This window comes from Ruminococcus sp., from assembly GCF_024684275.1.
The window spans coordinates 12,060-28,947 of record NZ_JAIKXF010000049.1; the positions used below are offsets into that span (position 1 = coordinate 12,060).

Sequence of the window (16,888 nt, forward strand, 5' to 3'; positions counted from 1 at the left end):
GGAGCTGAGTAATATGAAAGAAATGCGTGGTTTTGATATGCTGGATAATGCAGACGACAGGACAGTTGACCGCCTTTCGGAGGTACCTGTTCTCACAAAGGAAGAAAAAGAGAGGATGCTGGCTATGAGTAAGAAAAAGCTGGATAAAATGAACAGAGAAAGCAATATAAACATAAGCAATGACGAATTTGAAGTAAGCGGTGTTGAACGCTACAAGCGCCCGAAATGGCAGATTTTCACTTCTGCGGCGGCTTGTCTGCTCCTTGTGGGAGGGATTGTCGGCACGACATATGCCATGAACCGGAAAGGCGGCGCTCCCTCACAGCAGTTTGCCGAAGTCGATGAGACAGAGCCCGAGACCGAGCATGACCTGCTCACCACCGAAACAGTTACCGAGGTCAGCGACGAGGAGCTCAGTAATATCGCAAAGCAGCTTCTCGAAAATGCAGAAACACTGGACACTCTTGCAGGCGGTATACCTGTGGGATTTGAGTTCAAGAGTTCCGATCCAAAAGCTGTATTGATAGACGATATAAAGGGAGTCAGCTATAAGCAGATCGAAGGGATAGATTCACTTGACGAGATACGCACTTTACTGAATGATACCTTTGCAGAGCCCATTATACTGGAGTTTGAATACAAACTGTTCGATGGTGAAACTCCTGCCTTTATCGAAAGAGACGGAAATATACTTTTCACCGATAAGGTAACAGGTCACCGCTTCTATTTTGAGGGAGAGCCGGAGATAACAAGAAACGACGACGGCAGCGGTTTTTCTATGACAGTCAATACCAAGAGCAATTCAGGCAGCGGTCAGATAAACTTCAAGGCAGTCAATATCGACGGAAAATACAAGATAAACAATTATTCATCGTCCTTCGGCTATGCGGCTACAGAGGATAATCTTAATGAAAATGCTGATCCTATGGCTATTGCATATCAGGCAAAGATAGCTCTTAATGATGTGTTTAAGGCTTGCAATCGCATTGACATAGAAGTTGACAAAAACGACTGTATGGTCGATGATGAAAGCGCTCAGGAGTTCACTGATGAGTGGAAAACATACTTCGTTGATTATTACAGAGTTACAGATCCACGATTCACTTCAATAGACGATGTAGTTGACTATGTCTCAGAACGTGTATGCGGAGACTTCAGAGAGGCTCTAATCAATGACATAAAGGGCGGATTCATGCAGAAAGCAGATAAGCTCTACTGTCTGCAAAACGGCCCTATCGACGACATTAAACCCTTTGACTTCACCTCAAAGACTAAGATAGCCGACAAAACAGACTCGTCAATGACTGTTGAGACCTCCTTTATTTTAAACGGCGAAGAAACTCCACTGTATATAGAACTTTATCTCATAGACGGAAAATGGAAGATAGCAGATTACAAATTCTGACATTATAACGCAAAAAGCTCCCGAAAGTATCAGCTTTCGGGAGCTTTTCGTCTTATTCAGCTATAATCAACAAAATATATTGACTATTGAGAAACAATATGATATAATACATATAATGAGAAGTGTTCGTAAAAGAATATACAGAAAGAAGGTGGAGAATAATGTATGTGCAGGGCAGATGCTACAAATGCGGCGGATTTATGGCTGTAGACGGTACAGAGGACGCTTCTGTGTGCCCGTTCTGCAACAAGCCCTTCATCGTCGAAAAGGCTATCAAAAACTTCAATGAAACTGCACCGCAGGACATCGGCGTAGAAAAGGCATCTTATGATTATGACAGCGACTTCGTTGTAGAGAGAAGTGTGCTTATCCGCTACAACGGCTATACAAAAAAGGACGTAAGGATACCCGACGGTATCACAGTTGTCGGAGAATCCGCATTTCAGGGCATGAACAACATCGAATCCGTCTATATCCCCGAGGGTACTGAGCTTATCAGTGAGGGTGCGTTTTCAGGCTGTAAAAACCTGCAGGCTATCCACATTCCCGATAGTATCATAACTATTGACAGAGAAGCGTTCAACGGCTGTATCGGCTTAAAAAACATAACATTCCCCGATAGTATCAAAAATATCGAGGCAGGCTCTTTTATAGGCTGTACAAGCCTCGAAGCAGTTACTCTCCCTAAGGAGCTGGAGATACTTCCATGGAGGATATTCGAGGGCTGTACAAGCCTTAAATACGTATTTATCCAGAAAAAGGTCAAGACTATAGAGGATTATGCCTTTGCAGAGTGTACAAGTCTTGAAGAAGTAAAGTTTGAGAGCCTTCACTCTGATGACGACTCTGATGAGGGAATTTTCAGGATAGGTATGAATGCTTTCAAAAACTGTAAGGAGCTTGTCAGCATCAACATACCCGAAACAGTCAAATTCATCGGAAATCAGGCTTTCAGAGGCTGTTCAAGTCTGAAAAAGCTGATTATCCCAAAGAGTATCAAGGCTATTTATCCCCTGGCTTTTGCCGACTGTACGGCTCTTGAGCACGTCACATTTGAGGGAGAAACAGAGCTTTACAAGGGCAGCAATCCCTATAAGTACGAAAAAAATGCCGCTACCTTCTATAACTGCCCGAAGCTCATTAACATCAGCTACAGTAAGCTGCAGCCGAATTACTGGGCATTTCCTGCGTATACCAAGTCTAAGGAGCCCGAAAATATCGAAAACGGCAGATGCAGATACTGCGGCGGAGAGTTCAAAGGTCTCTTTGAAAAGGTCTGCTCTGTATGCAAGAATCCAAAGGATTATTGAATAGCGCTGAAAAAAGTCCAACACCATACGGTATTGGACTTTTTTATTTTCATTTGTTCTCTGCATCAGGTTTCATTCTGCCGTGGAATATCTCCTTACGGATATACAGCTGTTCATCTGCCTGCGCAATAAGCTGTGTAGCTGTGATAGCTCCTGAGCGGCAGGTCGCACAGCCTGTACATACCGATATAGTAGGGATAAGGTCAGCGCATTTCTCACGAAGGGTATTCACCTCGTTCTGTATAGACTCCTGTACCTCAGCTTCCTCGCTGATTATAAGCACAAATTCATCGCCGCCGTATCTTGCGCAGAAGCCGTGGAGCTTATCTGATACATTATGGAGAGCGTCCGCAACCAGCTGGAGAGTCCTGTCTCCTACTATATGCCCGAATTTATCATTGACCTGCTTGAAGTCATTGACATCTATCATATGTATGCTGAACGGCTTTTCATCTGAGGCGTTGTGTATCATATCCTGCAGGAATATCTCCATGCGTCTGCGGTTGTTGAGCCCTGTGAGGGCATCTGAGTATATCTCGCTGTTCTGTATCTCAAGGAACGCAAAGTGTATCGGCAGGAAGATCCCCAGCGGTACAATAGGAGAAATTGGCAGGAGTCCCTCCAATACCGCAGTTGCCGAGGGTATTATTATAAACAACAGCGGCAGACGGTATTCTTTTTTCAGTTTTACCTGCTTATTGGAAAAGCTTTGCGCAAATGAGTATATTCCGCTTCCGAAAAGCTGTATAAAAATAAATATAAGATGTATATTATATCCTTTTGCAAACTGGAAGATCTCATTTTCGTCGATATAAAAGTAAAATCCCGTAAAAACAGAAGATATTGTCAATATGCAGTCCACTCCTGCTATAACGTAATGCATTCCCATAAGAAGCTTCATATTCTTCGATTTATTCTGATCGATACGATAGATGACAAATATACACCAGCCTAATGTAAGCAGGGCTACCGCAACAAGTCCGACAGCATTTGTAAGCTTATTCAGAAATGAATTAAAGGGCACAAGTCCGCCCTGTCCCAACGCCCAGAAAATATCGCTCATGAGATAGATAATGAAAAACAGTGCCATTCCCCTGAAATGGCGCATTTGCAGGTCTGTACCAACGTTTTTGTTAGCCTTTATGATGATCCCGACAGAAAAGAATATGCAAAAGATCTCGGTTATCACATATGAAATATAGATCGCAGAACCATTCATACGTACACCCCCTATACAGTTCAGAAATCACGTAAATATATTCTCTCATAAAATATGATAACATATAAATATATCAAAGATAATGTTTATTTTGTAAACAGTTGCATTGAGGTATGATATTTGTAACAATTTACAACAAAATACACTTTCGCTTGGTAAAAGTGATGAACCCAAAATGTATAAATCATCGGTAGTAAATCTGCCGCTGACCGATCAAAACAATGTCACGCCCGAATTTAAGGCACAGCCTGTTTTCCTTGACATTAACAGCGATTAAGTGTATAATAGACCTTGTTTGGCAAAAAATGTCTTTATTCGGGAGGAATAGGTATAATCAAGAAAATACTGCTAATTTTACTGAGGCTTCTGTCGCTTCCCTATGTATATGGTGTTCTGCTCATAACACTGATCTGGAGAAAACCTACCTACACACATAACTTCAAGCCGCCGTTCTGGGAGATAGCCCAGCTTATCAAGGGAAACGGCCGCCTGCTTTTCGATATTATCGGAAATATACTGCTTCTCTTTCCATTGGGTTTCTTTCTTCCCATATGGTTCAGAAAGGCTGACAGACCGAAAAAAGTTATCCTGATATGCTTTTGCGTATCAATTGCAATAGAGATAACACAGCTTATCACCACACGGGGCTATTTTGAAACAGACGACCTGCTGCATAATACCATCGGAGCTTCTATGGGAGCACTTATCGGCTGTTCTCTCGCAAAATGGCTCAACTCAGAAAACAAAAACCGCAGTAAAAAATAAACACAGCTTCCTCATGCGAAAATGCGCAGGGGAAGCTGTGTTTTTTTAGCCGTAAATACTCATATATTCAAGATCATAAGTAATGCTTTCGATCTCTGACTTAACATTTTCAGAGCCTTCAAGATCTTTTAGAATAGCATTTATTTCATCTTCGAGGCTGTCATAATAAGGCTCAAGGAAGAAATTCGCAAGATTTTCGTACTCCTCAAATCCGTTTTTCTTTATGAATTCCTGAACTTCATCATCATTTTCAAAGCACGGTACTTTTACATTTTCGTCCTTATCAAAAATATCCTCGGGAAGAGAGGAAAGAGCCGAATAAATAGTCCTTTCGGGCAAAAATTTGCGAAGCTCCGCCAGAAAAGTCCTTACCTTGATATGATCGTTCATAAATATCACCTCAATATAAAATTTGATACTTTCTATTAACCGCATTATAAAAATATATAATGTGATATAAAATAGAATAAAGTGTAAAAACTGTATTAAAAATTACAATCAGGAGAATTTTTCGTATAAAACCGTGTTCGAATTTTATATTGATATTATACCACTGCATTTCTAAAAAATCAACAAATTCTATATCAATTAAATAAAAAATCAGCTTTTTCACAAGAATCGCCTCCACTAATTGTAGAAATTGAATAATGGGGCGAAGCCAAAATTATTACAATGCGTAATATCGATCTTTGTCATTATTTTTTGTATTATTCCCCATGTTCACGCTGCTCATCAAATTGATAACATAACCTCACAAAAAATCATATAAAAATAATATATGTCATTCAAAGAATAATAATTAAAAAAAGTTACATTGAGCCTGCCAATAGTTAAAATTACATGGCGGATAATAATCAATTCATAACCGTTTTACTGCTGCAACAATTATTGGCGGTAATTCTATGGCAAGAAGCAATATTTGGTCATATGAAAACAAGGCGATTCGATAATTTGAATACTGTCAGCTATACCTTTAGTGTTATTTTTATGTAATATTACAAATAGACGATTTTAGACTTGACATACCCATATAAATATGATATAATAACTCGAAAAATACGTATCGTAACTAATCGTTTAGATTATACTAAAAGTTATCGCTTTTTCGCTTTGGGATCAGATTAAACAAGTGACCGTATTCTTATTTTTTTGGAGGGAAAATTATGAAAGTTTCATTTTCACCACCCGATATTTCTGTACTCGAAATACATGAGGTATGTGAAGCATTGAAATCAGGATGGATAACCACAGGGCCAATGACAAAACGATTTGAAAAGAACATCGCCGATATGATCGGCGTTAATAAGGCTTGCTGCCTTAATTCACAGACCGCCTGTGCTGAAATGGCATTGAGGCTTCTCGGAGTCGGAGAGGGCGACGAGGTCATCACGACCGCTTATACATACACTGCTACTGCTGCTGTTGTTTGTCACGTAGGGGCTAAGCTCGTACTCGTAGACACTATGCCTAACAGCTTTGAGATCAATTACGATCAGGTAGAAAAGGCTATCACAGAAAAGACTAAGGTCATTATTCCTGTTGACCTCGGCGGCGTACCTTGCAACTATGCAAGACTTTTCCAGATCGTAGACAGCAAAAAGTCTCTGTTCAGACCTAAGAACAAGATCCAGGAGGCTATCGGACGTGTTGTTATCAGCGCTGATACTGCTCACGCCTTCGGCGCTAAATGGCGCAATATGAACGTGGGTAATATCGCTGACTTTTCAAGCTTCAGCTTCCACGCTGTAAAGAACCTCACCACCGCAGAGGGCGGTGCTCTTACATGGCGTCCTATCGAGGGCATCTCAGATGAGGAGATATACCATCAGCTCCAGCTCTTCAGCCTTCACGGTCAGAGCAAGGACGCTCTGGCTAAAACTCAGCTGGGCGCTTGGGAGTATGACGTTATCGGAACATGGTACAAGTGCAATATGACTGATGTAGCTGCTGCTATCGGACTTAAACAGCTTGAGAGATACCCTCGTATGCTTGAGCTCAGACATCAGATAATCAATTACTACGATGAGGCTCTCCACGATATCGGTATCGAGACTCTCCCCCACTACACAAATGAGTACTCATCTTCGGGACATCTCTATATCACAAGGATCCCCGGCATCTCATCAGAGGAAAGAAACGAGATAATCACACGCATGGCTGAGCAGGGCATTGCGACCAATGTTCACTATAAGCCCCTTCCTATGCACACAGCATATAAGAACCTCGGCTTCGATATTGCTGACTATCCTAACGCTTACGAGCACTTCAAGAACGAGATCACACTTCCGCTTCACACCTGTCTTACCGGTGAAATGGAAAACTATGTAGTAAGCAATTACGTAAAGATAGTAAAGGATTACCTTTGATACTGCGCCGCTGGGAAGATCTCCCTTCATTCATGAAAACGGAAGAGGTAAGACCGTATTGGGAGATACTATGGAAAAAACGCGGACATCTGGCAGTAAAGCGCACATTTGATATAATAACCGCTCTTTTGCTGCTGCTGATCACAGCGATCCCGATGATCATTCTCGCTGTTATGATAAAGCTGGATTCAAAGGGACCTGTCCTTTATCGTCAGGAAAGAGTAACAACATACGGAAAGCGATTCCGCATACATAAATTCCGTACTATGGTACAGGATGCCGACAGAGTGGGCTCTGCTGTCACTGTTAGCAATGACAGCAGGATCACCCGTGTAGGTTCTATGCTCCGCGGACTTCGTCTTGACGAGCTTCCCCAGCTCATCGATGTGCTTCAGGGTACTATGAGCTTCGTAGGAACACGTCCGGAGGCATCAAAATATGTAAAAATGTACCGTCCTGAGTTTTATGCTACTCTGCTTATGCCGGCTGGCATAACAAGCGAGGCTTCTATCAGATATAAGGACGAATACAAGCTTTTAAGCGCTTCTGAGGACGTTGACAAAACTTATATAGAACAGGTGCTTCCGGGCAAAATGGTTTGGAATCTTAATTCCATTGAACGTTTTTCATTTTTCCGCGAGCTGCTGACTATGGTCAGAACTGTTCTTGCTGTTTTAGGAAAAGAATATGATTGAGGAGTTGTCAGATGATCACCGTCAGAAAAATGACTGCGTCAGAAGAAAAGAATATCAGGAATCTGTCGCGGCTCCATACTCATGCATTTCCTGATTTCTTCCTCACACAGCTCGGTGTGGGATTTCTTGACGCTCTGTATAATGGATATCTGAATGACGAAAGGTCCGGCATAATAGTTGCCGAGGACAACGGCAGACTTGCTGGCTTTATCGCCTATTCATATGATTATCCGAATTTCTACAAGGGACTGATAAAGCATCATCTGGTTAAATTTGCTTTCTGCTCTCTGGGAGCAGCCATCAGACACCCTTCATTTGTAAAAAGGCTGCTGGGCGCTTTTAAAAAGAGCGATTCCGTAGTCAAAGACGAAAAATACGTTGAGCTGGCTTCTATATGCGTTGAACCTCAAATGGGCAAGAGGGGCATAGGCTCAAAGCTCATAGATCACCTCAAGGGCATGGTGGATTTCAATAAATACGCCTATATCAACCTTGAAACAGACGCCGTAAACAACGACGCTGTAAACAGATTCTATGTAAAGAACGGCTTCAAGCTGGCAGGAAGTTATTTTTCTCCCGAGGGCAGAAAAATGAACGAATACAGATTCGGAGGCTGATATGTCAGTGAAAATGCTTTATATCCTTAATCTTGCGGAAAAGGTGAATAATTTCTCGTATTCCGCAATGATAGCTGCGCAAAGGCTGGGTATCGAGTTCTCTATCGCAGGAAACTGGGGATATCCAAATAACGCAGCAAGAGAAGCCGATGAAAAAAAATATGGTATAAAGATCTATCAGGTCGATTTTATTCGCACTCCCTACGATCCTCGTAACTATAAGGCTTATCGTCAGATAAAAGCCATTATGGAGAGTGAAAAATTCGACCTGATACACTGTAATACACCTATCGGCGGCATAATCGGAAGATTAGCCGCAAAAAAATGCGGTATCGGAAATGTTATTTATCAGGCTCACGGATTCCACTTCTATAAGGGTGCCCCCTTCGTTAACCGTGCTCTGTACTATCCCATAGAAAAGTACTTTGCAAAGTATACCGACACCCTCGTTACTATAAATAAAGAGGACTTCGGAGCAGCCAAGACCTTCAAACTGAGGAACTGCGGCGAGGTCCGCTATGTTCACGGCGTGGGTATCGACCTTTCCGTTTATGACGGCATAGCAGGCTGCAGAGCGCAAAAACGCAGTGAGCTCGGGCTCGGAAACGATGATATAGCTGTTATATCAGTGGGCGAGCTCAATAAAAACAAGAACAATATCGTCATCGCTCAGGCTATGGCAGAGATAAACAACAAAAAACTGCATTATTTCCTGTGCGGAACAGGTCAGGAGGAGTCAGCTATAAGAGGCTTCGCCTCAGAGCACGGTCTGTCGGAGAATATCCATTTTCTCGGCTATAGGAACGACGTCAAGGAGCTTCTGTCAGCCTGTGACATCTTCGTAATGCCTTCATTCAGAGAAGGGCTTTCACGCTCACTTATGGAAGCTATGGCTTGCGGTCTGCCCTGCGTTGTCTCGAAAATACGCGGCAATACCGACCTTGTACCAAAGGGCGGCGGTCATCTGTGCTCACCGTCCTCCTCAGCAGAATTCGCCGAGGGTTTAAGGGAATGCCTTACATCGGACAGAAAGGCTATGGGAGCCCTGAATATGCAGTCCGTAAAAAATTATGACCTCAGCATTGTAATTGCTGAGTGGGAAAAGATCTATAAAGATGTTTTATAAGGAATTATTGTTATGACCAGAACAGATAACAAGGTATCATTCAGCTTATCTTCGGTATGCTTTCTGATATATTTTCTGTTAAAGCCGTTTTATCTTTTTGACAGCGGCACATTGCAGCTGGGCGATTTCTTCCTGCTGTTTTCCTTTGCCTTTCTGGTTTATGAAAGGAAAAAAGGACTCAGAAACGAGGATCAGATATTCGAGCTGTTCCTCATCTGTGTTTTTATCATTAATTTTATCTATTTTTTCATATATCACGGCAGCGAGTTTTTAAAATCATGTCTGTATTATGTATTCAATTTCATCGTCATACTGTGCTTCAGACACTTTATGTATGACAAGAAATGGCTGACGGCTCTGGCCACAGTCTGCAAGATCAACCTTCTGGTGCAGCTTGCGATATTCCTGCTCCACAAGGGCGGCTACTGGGAGGGCACATACAGATACATGGGAACCTATACCGATCCTAATCAGATGGGATTTGCGGTCGTTTCCACACTGGCGATACTCTTTCTGCTAAAGGATAAATGGAAATACCTTTACGTCCTTGTGGCTGCACTGCTTATCGTACAGACCTCGTCAGGCGGTATGCTCATCACCCTCTGCCTGCTCGTCGGTCTCGACGCTTTGATAGCACTGAAAAAAGCTATGGATAACGGCGGTATCTCTTATACATTATTATTTATTATAATACTTGGTATCGGAGCAGTTATCATTCTCATTATGGCAGATGTCATTCATATTGACTGGGATCATTTTCGTATTTCAGATAAGCTCCACAGCAACGATTCTGTGCTCCAGAGCTTTATCAACGACAGAGCCCTGAATGTAGCTCAGGAGCACCCCGAGTACTTTCTGTTCGGATACGGTGAGGGCTTCTCATTCCCGAGATACGGACACAGCGAGGAGCTGCATTCCACATGGATATCCCTTTGCTATTATTACGGAGTTCTCCCCTTCTTTATACTCCTTGCGTGGATATACTCCAATGTAAAGCATATCAAGCTTGAGGTGCTGCCTGTATACATTGCCATATTCCTTGAAGCTTTCACCCTTGCAAACCACCGACAGGCTTCATTCTGGATGATAATCCTGCTTGCAAACGTATGCTGTCAGGACAGCATCACATATATCAATGAATCAGAAATTGAGGAGAGAAAAAGTGAGTAATTGTTTAGTAACAGTAATATGCCTCGCCTACAATCATGAGAAATATATCAGATCTACCTTTGAAGGCTTTGTTAAACAAAAAACTTCATTTAAATTCAAGGTCCTCGTACATGATGACGCTTCAACAGACAGTACTCCCGATATAATAAAGGAGTATATGGAAAAATATCCCGATATGTTTGAGGCAATACTACAGGACGAGAACAAATATCAGCAGGGCATAGACATTGAGGATAAGTATCTTTTGCCTAAAATCGATACAAAATATGTTGCTGCCTGCGAATGTGACGACTACTGGACTGATCCGTATAAGCTGCAAATGCAGGTTGAATACATGGAAAAGCACCCCGAATGCTCTCTTTGTGTACACAACACAGAGAAAATATTTGAAAACGGCAAATCTACAGGAAAAACCTTTAATCCCTCCCGTAAAGAGCAGGATTACACCTTCAGAGATATAGCTCTTTCAGAGCCGTCAGCATATTTCCATTTCAGCTCGCTCATGTGGAGAAATGATACCTTCAGGGAGAAAAATCCCGCCTTTGAAATGAATGGTATCGGCGATTATCCTATGGCGCTGTATTTTGCTTCTATAGGCTATATCCACTATATACCCAAAACAATGTCATGCTACAGACTGAATTCAATCGGTTCATGGTCATCTATGATGGATTCAGACAACAGCAAAAAGGTCACCCAGCATAAAAACATCATCAAGGGTTTCAAGTCTATTGATGAATATACAAAGCATAAGTATTCACCTGTTATCAAAAAGGCTATAAACCGCGAGGAAGCCAAGATAATGGTGCTTGAGAACAAATATGCGTCCCTGATCAGCTCACCGCGCTGTTTCGCTGCATTCTGCAGAACTATAACTCATAAGACGATCAGAAAGCTGAACGATAAGATACAGGCGGTGCGCGGCAAATGAAAAGAGATACAGTAGTTACTAACCTCATCTGGAGACTTGGTGAACGCTTCGGCGCAAAAATGGTACAATTCATTGTACAAATGATCCTTGCTAAAATGCTTGTGCCTGAGATATGGGGAACTATCGGTCTTATCCTCATATTCATCGAGATTTTACAGGTATTTATCGAAAGCGGTCTGGGAAATGCTCTCATTCAGAAAAAAGACGCTGACGACCTTGATTTTTCCACCGTATTCTACTTCAACTGCGTGGTATGCGGAGGAGCATATCTGCTGATGTTCTTTGCCGCTCCTCTCATAGCATGGTTTTATAAATCCCCTGAGCTGACGCCTGCTATAAGAGTAATGAGTCTGGTACTTGTTGTTTCGGGACTGAAAAATGTTCAGCAGGCTTATGTCAGCAAAAATATGCTGTTCAAGCGTTTCTTCTTTGCAACGCTTATCGGTACCATAACTGCGGCTGTTGTCGGAATCGTAATGGCATATTTAGGCTTCGGATTATGGGCTATCATAGCTCAGAATCTCGTAAATGTCACCATTGATACCTGTATTCTCTGGATAACGGTAAAATGGCGCCCCAAAAAAATGTTTTCGTTTCAGCGTCTGAAGCAGCTCTACTCCTTCGGCTGGAAGCTCTTCGCTTCATCTCTCATGGAGGTCATCTACCTTAAACTGAGAGGTCTTATAATAGGAAGAAAATACTCCAAGGAGGACCTTGCATATTATACCTACGGCGAGTACTTCCCTCAGTTTATAACAAGTATTCTCAATTCCTCAATAGACAGCGTACTTCTGCCGTCTATGGCAAGCGTTCAGGATTCGCGTGAAAATGTAAAAAATATGACAAGACGCGCTATCAAGATAGGTACCTATATACTCATGCCTTTCATGGTGGGTATCATGGTTTGTGCAGGACCTGTAGTAAGGATAGTTCTGACAGAGGATTGGCTGCCTGTAATACCTTACCTCAGGATACTGTGTATCTCCTATGCTTTCATGCCAATACATACCGCAAATCTCAACGCTATAAAGGCTATCGGCAGAAGCGATACATACCTCAAGCTTGAAATTATCAAGAAATTCGTGGATTTCGCTTCGATACTTGCAACAATGTTCATATCTGTAAAGGCTATGGTCTATGGTGTGCTTGCAGCGTCTGTCATCAGCCAGGTCATAAATGCATGGCCAAACAAGAAGCTGCTGAATTACAGCTATCTTGAACAGGTAGCGGATATGATACCACAAATAATTGCATCAGCTATAATGGGCGCTGTTATATGCCTCATAAACCTGGTGGATATCCACTATATACTCATGCTCATTATTCAGGTGCCATTAGGCGTTATAGTATACATCATCTGTTCAAAACTAATGCATATCGACAGCTTTGATTACCTGCTTGATGTTATAAAAAGTCTTTTAAACCGAAAGAAGGAAAAAAATATATGAAAAAACTTATGATACTGGGCGGATCGGCTTTCATACTCCCCGTAATCGAAAAAGCTCACGAGCTGGGCTGCTACGTAATTACCTGCGATTATCTACCCGACAATATCGCTCATAAGTATTCCGATGAATACTGCAATGTAAGCGTTATCGACAAGGATGCCGTTCTTGAGGCAGCTAAAAAGCATAATGTAGACGGTATTATCTCATTTGCCTGCGATCCGGGCGTTGCTTCGGCAGCCTATGCAGCAGAAAAAATGGGACTTCCTTTCCAGGGACCTTATGAGTCCGTAAAGATACTTCAGGATAAGGGACTTTTCCGTAAATTTCTTACCGACAACGGCTTCAACTGTCCCCACTCAAAGAGCTACAGCGACAAGAATGCGCCTTTCAATGATATCGACTTCTTTGACTGGCCTGTTATCGTAAAGCCTGTTGACTCAGCAGGCAGCAAGGGCGTTACAAGAGTTGACGATCCTGCAAAGCTCTCAGAGGCTATCGAAATTGCTCTGGACTGCGGTCATAACGGACAGTTCATCATCGAGGACTTCATTACATTCAAGGGCTTCCACAGCGACGGAGACTTCTTCACAGTGGACGGAAAAATAGTATTCGGTCCATTTGCAGATCAGCTCTTCGACAAGCAGGCTGTTAATCCATACACACCTGCTATGCTGATATGGCCTGCTACAATGTCAGCCGATGACGACAAGGCGCTCCATGATGACCTCCAGAGACTTATGGACCTGCTCAATATGAAAACAGGTATCTATAACATCGAAGCCTGCGTAGGCTCAAACGGCAAGCCCTACATCATGGAGGTATCCCCCCGCGGAGGCGGCTGCCGCATCGCTGAGATACAGAATATGGCATACGGCGAAAATGCAGACCTTATCGAAAACGAGGTAAGAAAAGCTGTAGGACTTCCTCTTACAAAGATAGAACAGGGCAAATGCGATGGTCACTGGGTACAGTTCGATATCCATTCGGATACAGACCGCGACCGTATCCTCAATTCTATCACCATTGATCCCGAGGTCGAGAAAAACAACGTTAAATACACTATGATAACTGCAAAGGCAGGCGACGTTGTAAAGCCGTTTACAGGCGCTAATATGACCCTTGGCGATCTGTTCATGAGATTTGACACCCGTGAGGAGCTTGACAAAGCAATGTCAGATCCGTCTAAGTGGCTCAGGATCGAGTATCAGGACTGAGCAGGAAAAATATATGAGAGAGATAGGCGGATACATCGAGTTTGAGACCTTTCATTCGGATATGCTGTATGATGACGGCATAAAGCTTAACTGCGGCAGAAACGGCTTTGCATATCTTATCGAGAGCAGAAATATCAAAAAAGTTCGCTTCCCGAAAATGATGTGCGATTCAAATGATAAGGTCCTCAGCAGCTATGATCTTAATGTGAGATATTACTCCATAGGCAGTGACCTAAAAATGGAGGATATAACCTTAGATGAGGATGAATGGCTGTACGTGGTTAATTACTACGGTCAGCTTACAGATGAATATATCCTTTCACTGAAGAAAAAATACGACAGGATAATTATTGACAATGCACAGGCATATTTCCACAGACCTATAAAGGGCATAGATACTATCTATACCTGCCGGAAATTTTTCGGAGTTGCCGACGGAGCAATACTTTTTACCGACGCAAAACTTGACAGACAGTTCCCTGCTGATGAATCCTTCGGAAGAATGAATTTCCTTCTGGGACGATTTGAGAGAACAGCTTCAGAGTTTTACGGCGAATATGCCGCAAACAATGATATGTTCTTCGATGAGCCTATCAAGAAAATGTCGCGTCTTACCGAGAATATCCTTCACGGCATAGACTATGATCTCATTGAAAAGAAAAGAACAGAAAACTTCCGAACCTACCATGAAGCGCTCTCGGCTGTAAATAAGCTCAGGCTCAATATCCCGGCTGGCGCTTTCATGTATCCGCTGTATATTGATAACGGCAAAAAAATAAGAAACAAACTCAAGGATATTAAGATCTATATACCGACATTATGGCCTAATGTGCTTGACAACTGCACTGAATGCGATGCGGAATATGATATGGCAGAAAACATACTCCCTCTGCCTTGCGATCAGAGGTATTCATACAACGAAATCCAATATGTAATCGAGGCGATAAATAATGTATAAACTCCGCGAATTGGAAAGCAGGGACCTTACAGTTATAAACTCATGGAGAAATGATCCTGAGCTGATAGGACATCTCGGCGCACCCTACAGATATATAAATCTCAGAGTTGACGAGGAATGGTTCGAGAATTATATGAGATCACGGGCAAGGAACGTGAGATGCTCTATCGTTGACGAAAATGACGATGTTCTGTACGGTCTTGTCAGTCTTACTAATTTAGACCAGTTCAATCAGTGTGCAGAGCTTCATCTGATGATCGGCAATATCGAACACCGCGGCAAGGGTATCGGCACATTTGCTGTAAAGGAAATGCTTCACCACGCATTTATGAATCTTAATCTGCACAGGATCGAGCTTTCTTGTCTGGCTGAAAATACAGTTTCAGCTAAGCTTTATGAAAACTGCGGCTTCAAACATGAAGGCTTTCAGCGAAAGGCTGTATTCAAAAACGGAAAATATATCGATATGCATAGATATGCTATCCTTAGAGAGGAATATATGGAGATAAAAGGAAATGAATGATAATATTTTAGTTACCAGGTCCTCTATGCCTGATTTTGAGGAATACTGCAACGAGATCAAGGGTATGTGGGACAGCCACTGGCTTACAAATATGGGCGAAAAGCATATGCAGCTCCAGAAAGAGCTCGAGGAAAGATTTGACGTTCCTCACGTTACACTTTATACTAACGGACACCTTGCCCTGGAAAATATAATCGCTGCTATGAACCTTCCAAAGGGCGGCGAGGTAATAACTACACCCTTTACATTCGCTTCGACAACCCACGCTATCGTAAGGAACGGGCTTACTCCCGTATTCTGCGATATAAACGATACTGACTATACGATAAATACAGAGCTTATCGAAAGGCTTATCACAGACAATACCTGCGCTATAGTGCCTGTTCACGTATACGGTAATCTATGTGACGTTGAAATGATACAGAAGATAGCTGATAAATATGACCTCAAGGTAATTTACGATGCTGCTCATGCTTTCGGTGTGACCTATAAGGGCGAAAGTGCTGCCCGCTTCGGAAACGCTTCTATGTTCAGCTTCCATGCCACAAAGGTGTTCAATACTATCGAGGGCGGCGCGCTCTGCTTCAAGGACGACAGTCTCGTTCAGAAGCTCAACGATATGAAGAACTTCGGCATACACGGTCCTGAGGACGTTGCCTACATTGGCGGAAATGCTAAAATGAACGAATTTCAGGCTGCTATGGGCATATGCAACCTCAGACATATCGACGACGAGATCGAAAAGAGACGCAAGGTCACCGAGCTTTACAGAAGCCGCCTCGAAAACGTCAACGGTATCAGGCTTTGCAAGCCGCAGAAGGACGTTAAGCCAAATTACGGATATTTCCCTGTTGTATTCGATGAAAAGCTCTTCGGTGCAACAAGAAATGAAGTATTCAAGGCTCTTGCTGAAAACGGCATAAATGCAAGAAAGTATTTCTACCCTATTTCCAATACCTTTGAGTGCTTCCACGGAAAGTACGACGTAAACGAGACTCCTGTTGCGCTCCACGTCAGCAAGCGTGTGCTCACACTTCCGCTGTATGCCGACCTCAGCGAGGAGATCGTCGAAAAGATATGTGATATAATCCTGAGCTTGAGAAAAAGCTGAGAAATATCATTTTTAAGGCTGCAAAAATCC

Annotated in this window: 16 protein-coding genes; 14 read left to right on the forward strand and 2 right to left on the reverse strand. The window is 42.6% G+C overall.

Translation table 11 applies throughout. The features are described from left to right. Positions 1 to 13 precede the first annotated feature (13 nt). Both K5677_RS05055 and K5677_RS05060 read left to right on the forward strand, forming a co-directional pair. Positions 14 to 1,405: a hypothetical protein gene (locus K5677_RS05055; protein ID WP_296725433.1), complete on the forward strand. Its 1,392-nt coding sequence runs from the start codon at positions 14 to 16 to the stop codon at positions 1,403 to 1,405. Positions 1,406 to 1,566: 161 nt separating this feature from the next. After that, positions 1,567 to 2,715, forward strand: a complete 1,149-nt coding sequence (locus K5677_RS05060; protein WP_296725435.1) for a leucine-rich repeat domain-containing protein — start codon at positions 1,567 to 1,569, stop codon at positions 2,713 to 2,715. A gap of 49 nt (positions 2,716 to 2,764) precedes the next feature. Here K5677_RS05060 and K5677_RS05065 read toward each other — a convergent pair whose 3' ends face one another. After that, positions 2,765 to 3,934, reverse strand: coding sequence for a GGDEF domain-containing protein (locus K5677_RS05065; protein WP_296725437.1), 1,170 nt, complete (start codon positions 3,932 to 3,934; stop codon positions 2,765 to 2,767). 291 nt (positions 3,935 to 4,225) lie between these two features. On the opposite strand from K5677_RS05065, the gene K5677_RS05070 reads away from it, so the two are divergent. After that, entirely contained in the window at positions 4,226 to 4,699 is a 474-nt protein-coding gene (locus tag K5677_RS05070; protein ID WP_296725440.1) for a VanZ family protein, read from the forward strand. 45 nt (positions 4,700 to 4,744) lie between these two features. Here the strand turns inward: K5677_RS05070 and K5677_RS05075 are convergent, their stop codons facing one another. Then, positions 4,745 to 5,089, reverse strand: coding sequence for a hypothetical protein (locus K5677_RS05075; protein ID WP_296725442.1), 345 nt, complete (start codon positions 5,087 to 5,089; stop codon positions 4,745 to 4,747). Between the two features lie 773 nt (positions 5,090 to 5,862). Between K5677_RS05075 and K5677_RS05080 the strand changes: the two genes are divergently transcribed. The 11 genes from K5677_RS05080 to K5677_RS05130 are packed head-to-tail and all read left to right on the forward strand — an operon-like array spanning position 5,863 to position 16,858. Next, complete coding sequence (locus K5677_RS05080) at positions 5,863 to 7,065, forward strand: DegT/DnrJ/EryC1/StrS family aminotransferase (protein ID WP_296725444.1); 1,203 nt, start codon at positions 5,863 to 5,865, stop codon at positions 7,063 to 7,065. A gap of 2 nt (positions 7,066 to 7,067) precedes the next feature. Further along, a complete protein-coding gene (locus tag K5677_RS05085; protein ID WP_366848969.1) occupies positions 7,068 to 7,760 on the forward strand; it encodes a sugar transferase in 693 nt (230 codons plus the stop codon). An 11-nt stretch (positions 7,761 to 7,771) separates the two neighbouring features. Beyond that, complete coding sequence (locus K5677_RS05090) at positions 7,772 to 8,377, forward strand: GNAT family N-acetyltransferase (RefSeq protein WP_296725448.1); 606 nt, start codon at positions 7,772 to 7,774, stop codon at positions 8,375 to 8,377. A gap of 1 nt (position 8,378) precedes the next feature. Further along, a complete protein-coding gene (locus K5677_RS05095; RefSeq protein WP_296725450.1) occupies positions 8,379 to 9,503 on the forward strand; it encodes a glycosyltransferase in 1,125 nt (374 codons plus the stop codon). Positions 9,504 to 9,515: 12 nt separating this feature from the next. Beyond that, positions 9,516 to 10,673, forward strand: coding sequence for a hypothetical protein (locus tag K5677_RS05100; RefSeq protein ID WP_296725451.1), 1,158 nt, complete (start codon positions 9,516 to 9,518; stop codon positions 10,671 to 10,673). After that, positions 10,666 to 11,604, forward strand: a complete 939-nt coding sequence (locus tag K5677_RS05105; protein WP_296725453.1) for a glycosyltransferase — start codon at positions 10,666 to 10,668, stop codon at positions 11,602 to 11,604. Before K5677_RS05100 ends, K5677_RS05105 begins: the two co-directional genes overlap by 8 nt. Further along, positions 11,601 to 13,052: a lipopolysaccharide biosynthesis protein gene (locus tag K5677_RS05110; protein ID WP_296725457.1), complete on the forward strand. Its 1,452-nt coding sequence runs from the start codon at positions 11,601 to 11,603 to the stop codon at positions 13,050 to 13,052. The genes K5677_RS05105 and K5677_RS05110 overlap by 4 nt, the downstream gene beginning before the upstream one ends. Next, a complete protein-coding gene (locus K5677_RS05115; protein WP_296725459.1) occupies positions 13,049 to 14,266 on the forward strand; it encodes an ATP-grasp domain-containing protein in 1,218 nt (405 codons plus the stop codon). The genes K5677_RS05110 and K5677_RS05115 overlap by 4 nt, the downstream gene beginning before the upstream one ends. 13 nt (positions 14,267 to 14,279) lie before the next feature. After that, complete coding sequence (locus K5677_RS05120; protein WP_296725461.1) at positions 14,280 to 15,224, forward strand: hypothetical protein; 945 nt, start codon at positions 14,280 to 14,282, stop codon at positions 15,222 to 15,224. After that, entirely contained in the window at positions 15,217 to 15,747 is a 531-nt protein-coding gene (locus tag K5677_RS05125; RefSeq protein ID WP_296725463.1) for a GNAT family protein, read from the forward strand. The genes K5677_RS05120 and K5677_RS05125 overlap by 8 nt, the downstream gene beginning before the upstream one ends. Further along, entirely contained in the window at positions 15,740 to 16,858 is a 1,119-nt protein-coding gene (locus K5677_RS05130; protein WP_296725465.1) for a DegT/DnrJ/EryC1/StrS family aminotransferase, read from the forward strand. The genes K5677_RS05125 and K5677_RS05130 overlap by 8 nt, the downstream gene beginning before the upstream one ends. The last annotated feature ends 30 nt before the right edge of the window (positions 16,859 to 16,888 follow it).

Excerpts from the sequence above, each read along its gene's own strand:
- K5677_RS05055 (WP_296725433.1), top strand. The coding sequence starts at position 14 with ATGAAAGAAATGCGTGGTTTTGATATGCTGGATAATGCAGACGACAGG.
- K5677_RS05060 (WP_296725435.1), top strand. The coding sequence starts at position 1,567 with ATGTATGTGCAGGGCAGATGCTACAAATGCGGCGGATTTATGGCTGTA.
- K5677_RS05065 (WP_296725437.1), bottom strand. The coding sequence starts at position 3,934 with ATGAATGGTTCTGCGATCTATATTTCATATGTGATAACCGAGATCTTT.
- K5677_RS05075 (WP_296725442.1), bottom strand. The coding sequence starts at position 5,089 with ATGAACGATCATATCAAGGTAAGGACTTTTCTGGCGGAGCTTCGCAAA.
- K5677_RS05080 (WP_296725444.1), top strand. The coding sequence starts at position 5,863 with ATGAAAGTTTCATTTTCACCACCCGATATTTCTGTACTCGAAATACAT.
- K5677_RS05090 (WP_296725448.1), top strand. The coding sequence starts at position 7,772 with ATGATCACCGTCAGAAAAATGACTGCGTCAGAAGAAAAGAATATCAGG.
- K5677_RS05095 (WP_296725450.1), top strand. The coding sequence starts at position 8,379 with ATGTCAGTGAAAATGCTTTATATCCTTAATCTTGCGGAAAAGGTGAAT.
- K5677_RS05100 (WP_296725451.1), top strand. The coding sequence starts at position 9,516 with ATGACCAGAACAGATAACAAGGTATCATTCAGCTTATCTTCGGTATGC.
- K5677_RS05110 (WP_296725457.1), top strand. The coding sequence starts at position 11,601 with ATGAAAAGAGATACAGTAGTTACTAACCTCATCTGGAGACTTGGTGAA.
- K5677_RS05115 (WP_296725459.1), top strand. The coding sequence starts at position 13,049 with ATGAAAAAACTTATGATACTGGGCGGATCGGCTTTCATACTCCCCGTA.
- K5677_RS05120 (WP_296725461.1), top strand. The coding sequence starts at position 14,280 with ATGAGAGAGATAGGCGGATACATCGAGTTTGAGACCTTTCATTCGGAT.
- K5677_RS05125 (WP_296725463.1), top strand. The coding sequence starts at position 15,217 with ATGTATAAACTCCGCGAATTGGAAAGCAGGGACCTTACAGTTATAAAC.
- K5677_RS05130 (WP_296725465.1), top strand. The coding sequence starts at position 15,740 with ATGAATGATAATATTTTAGTTACCAGGTCCTCTATGCCTGATTTTGAG.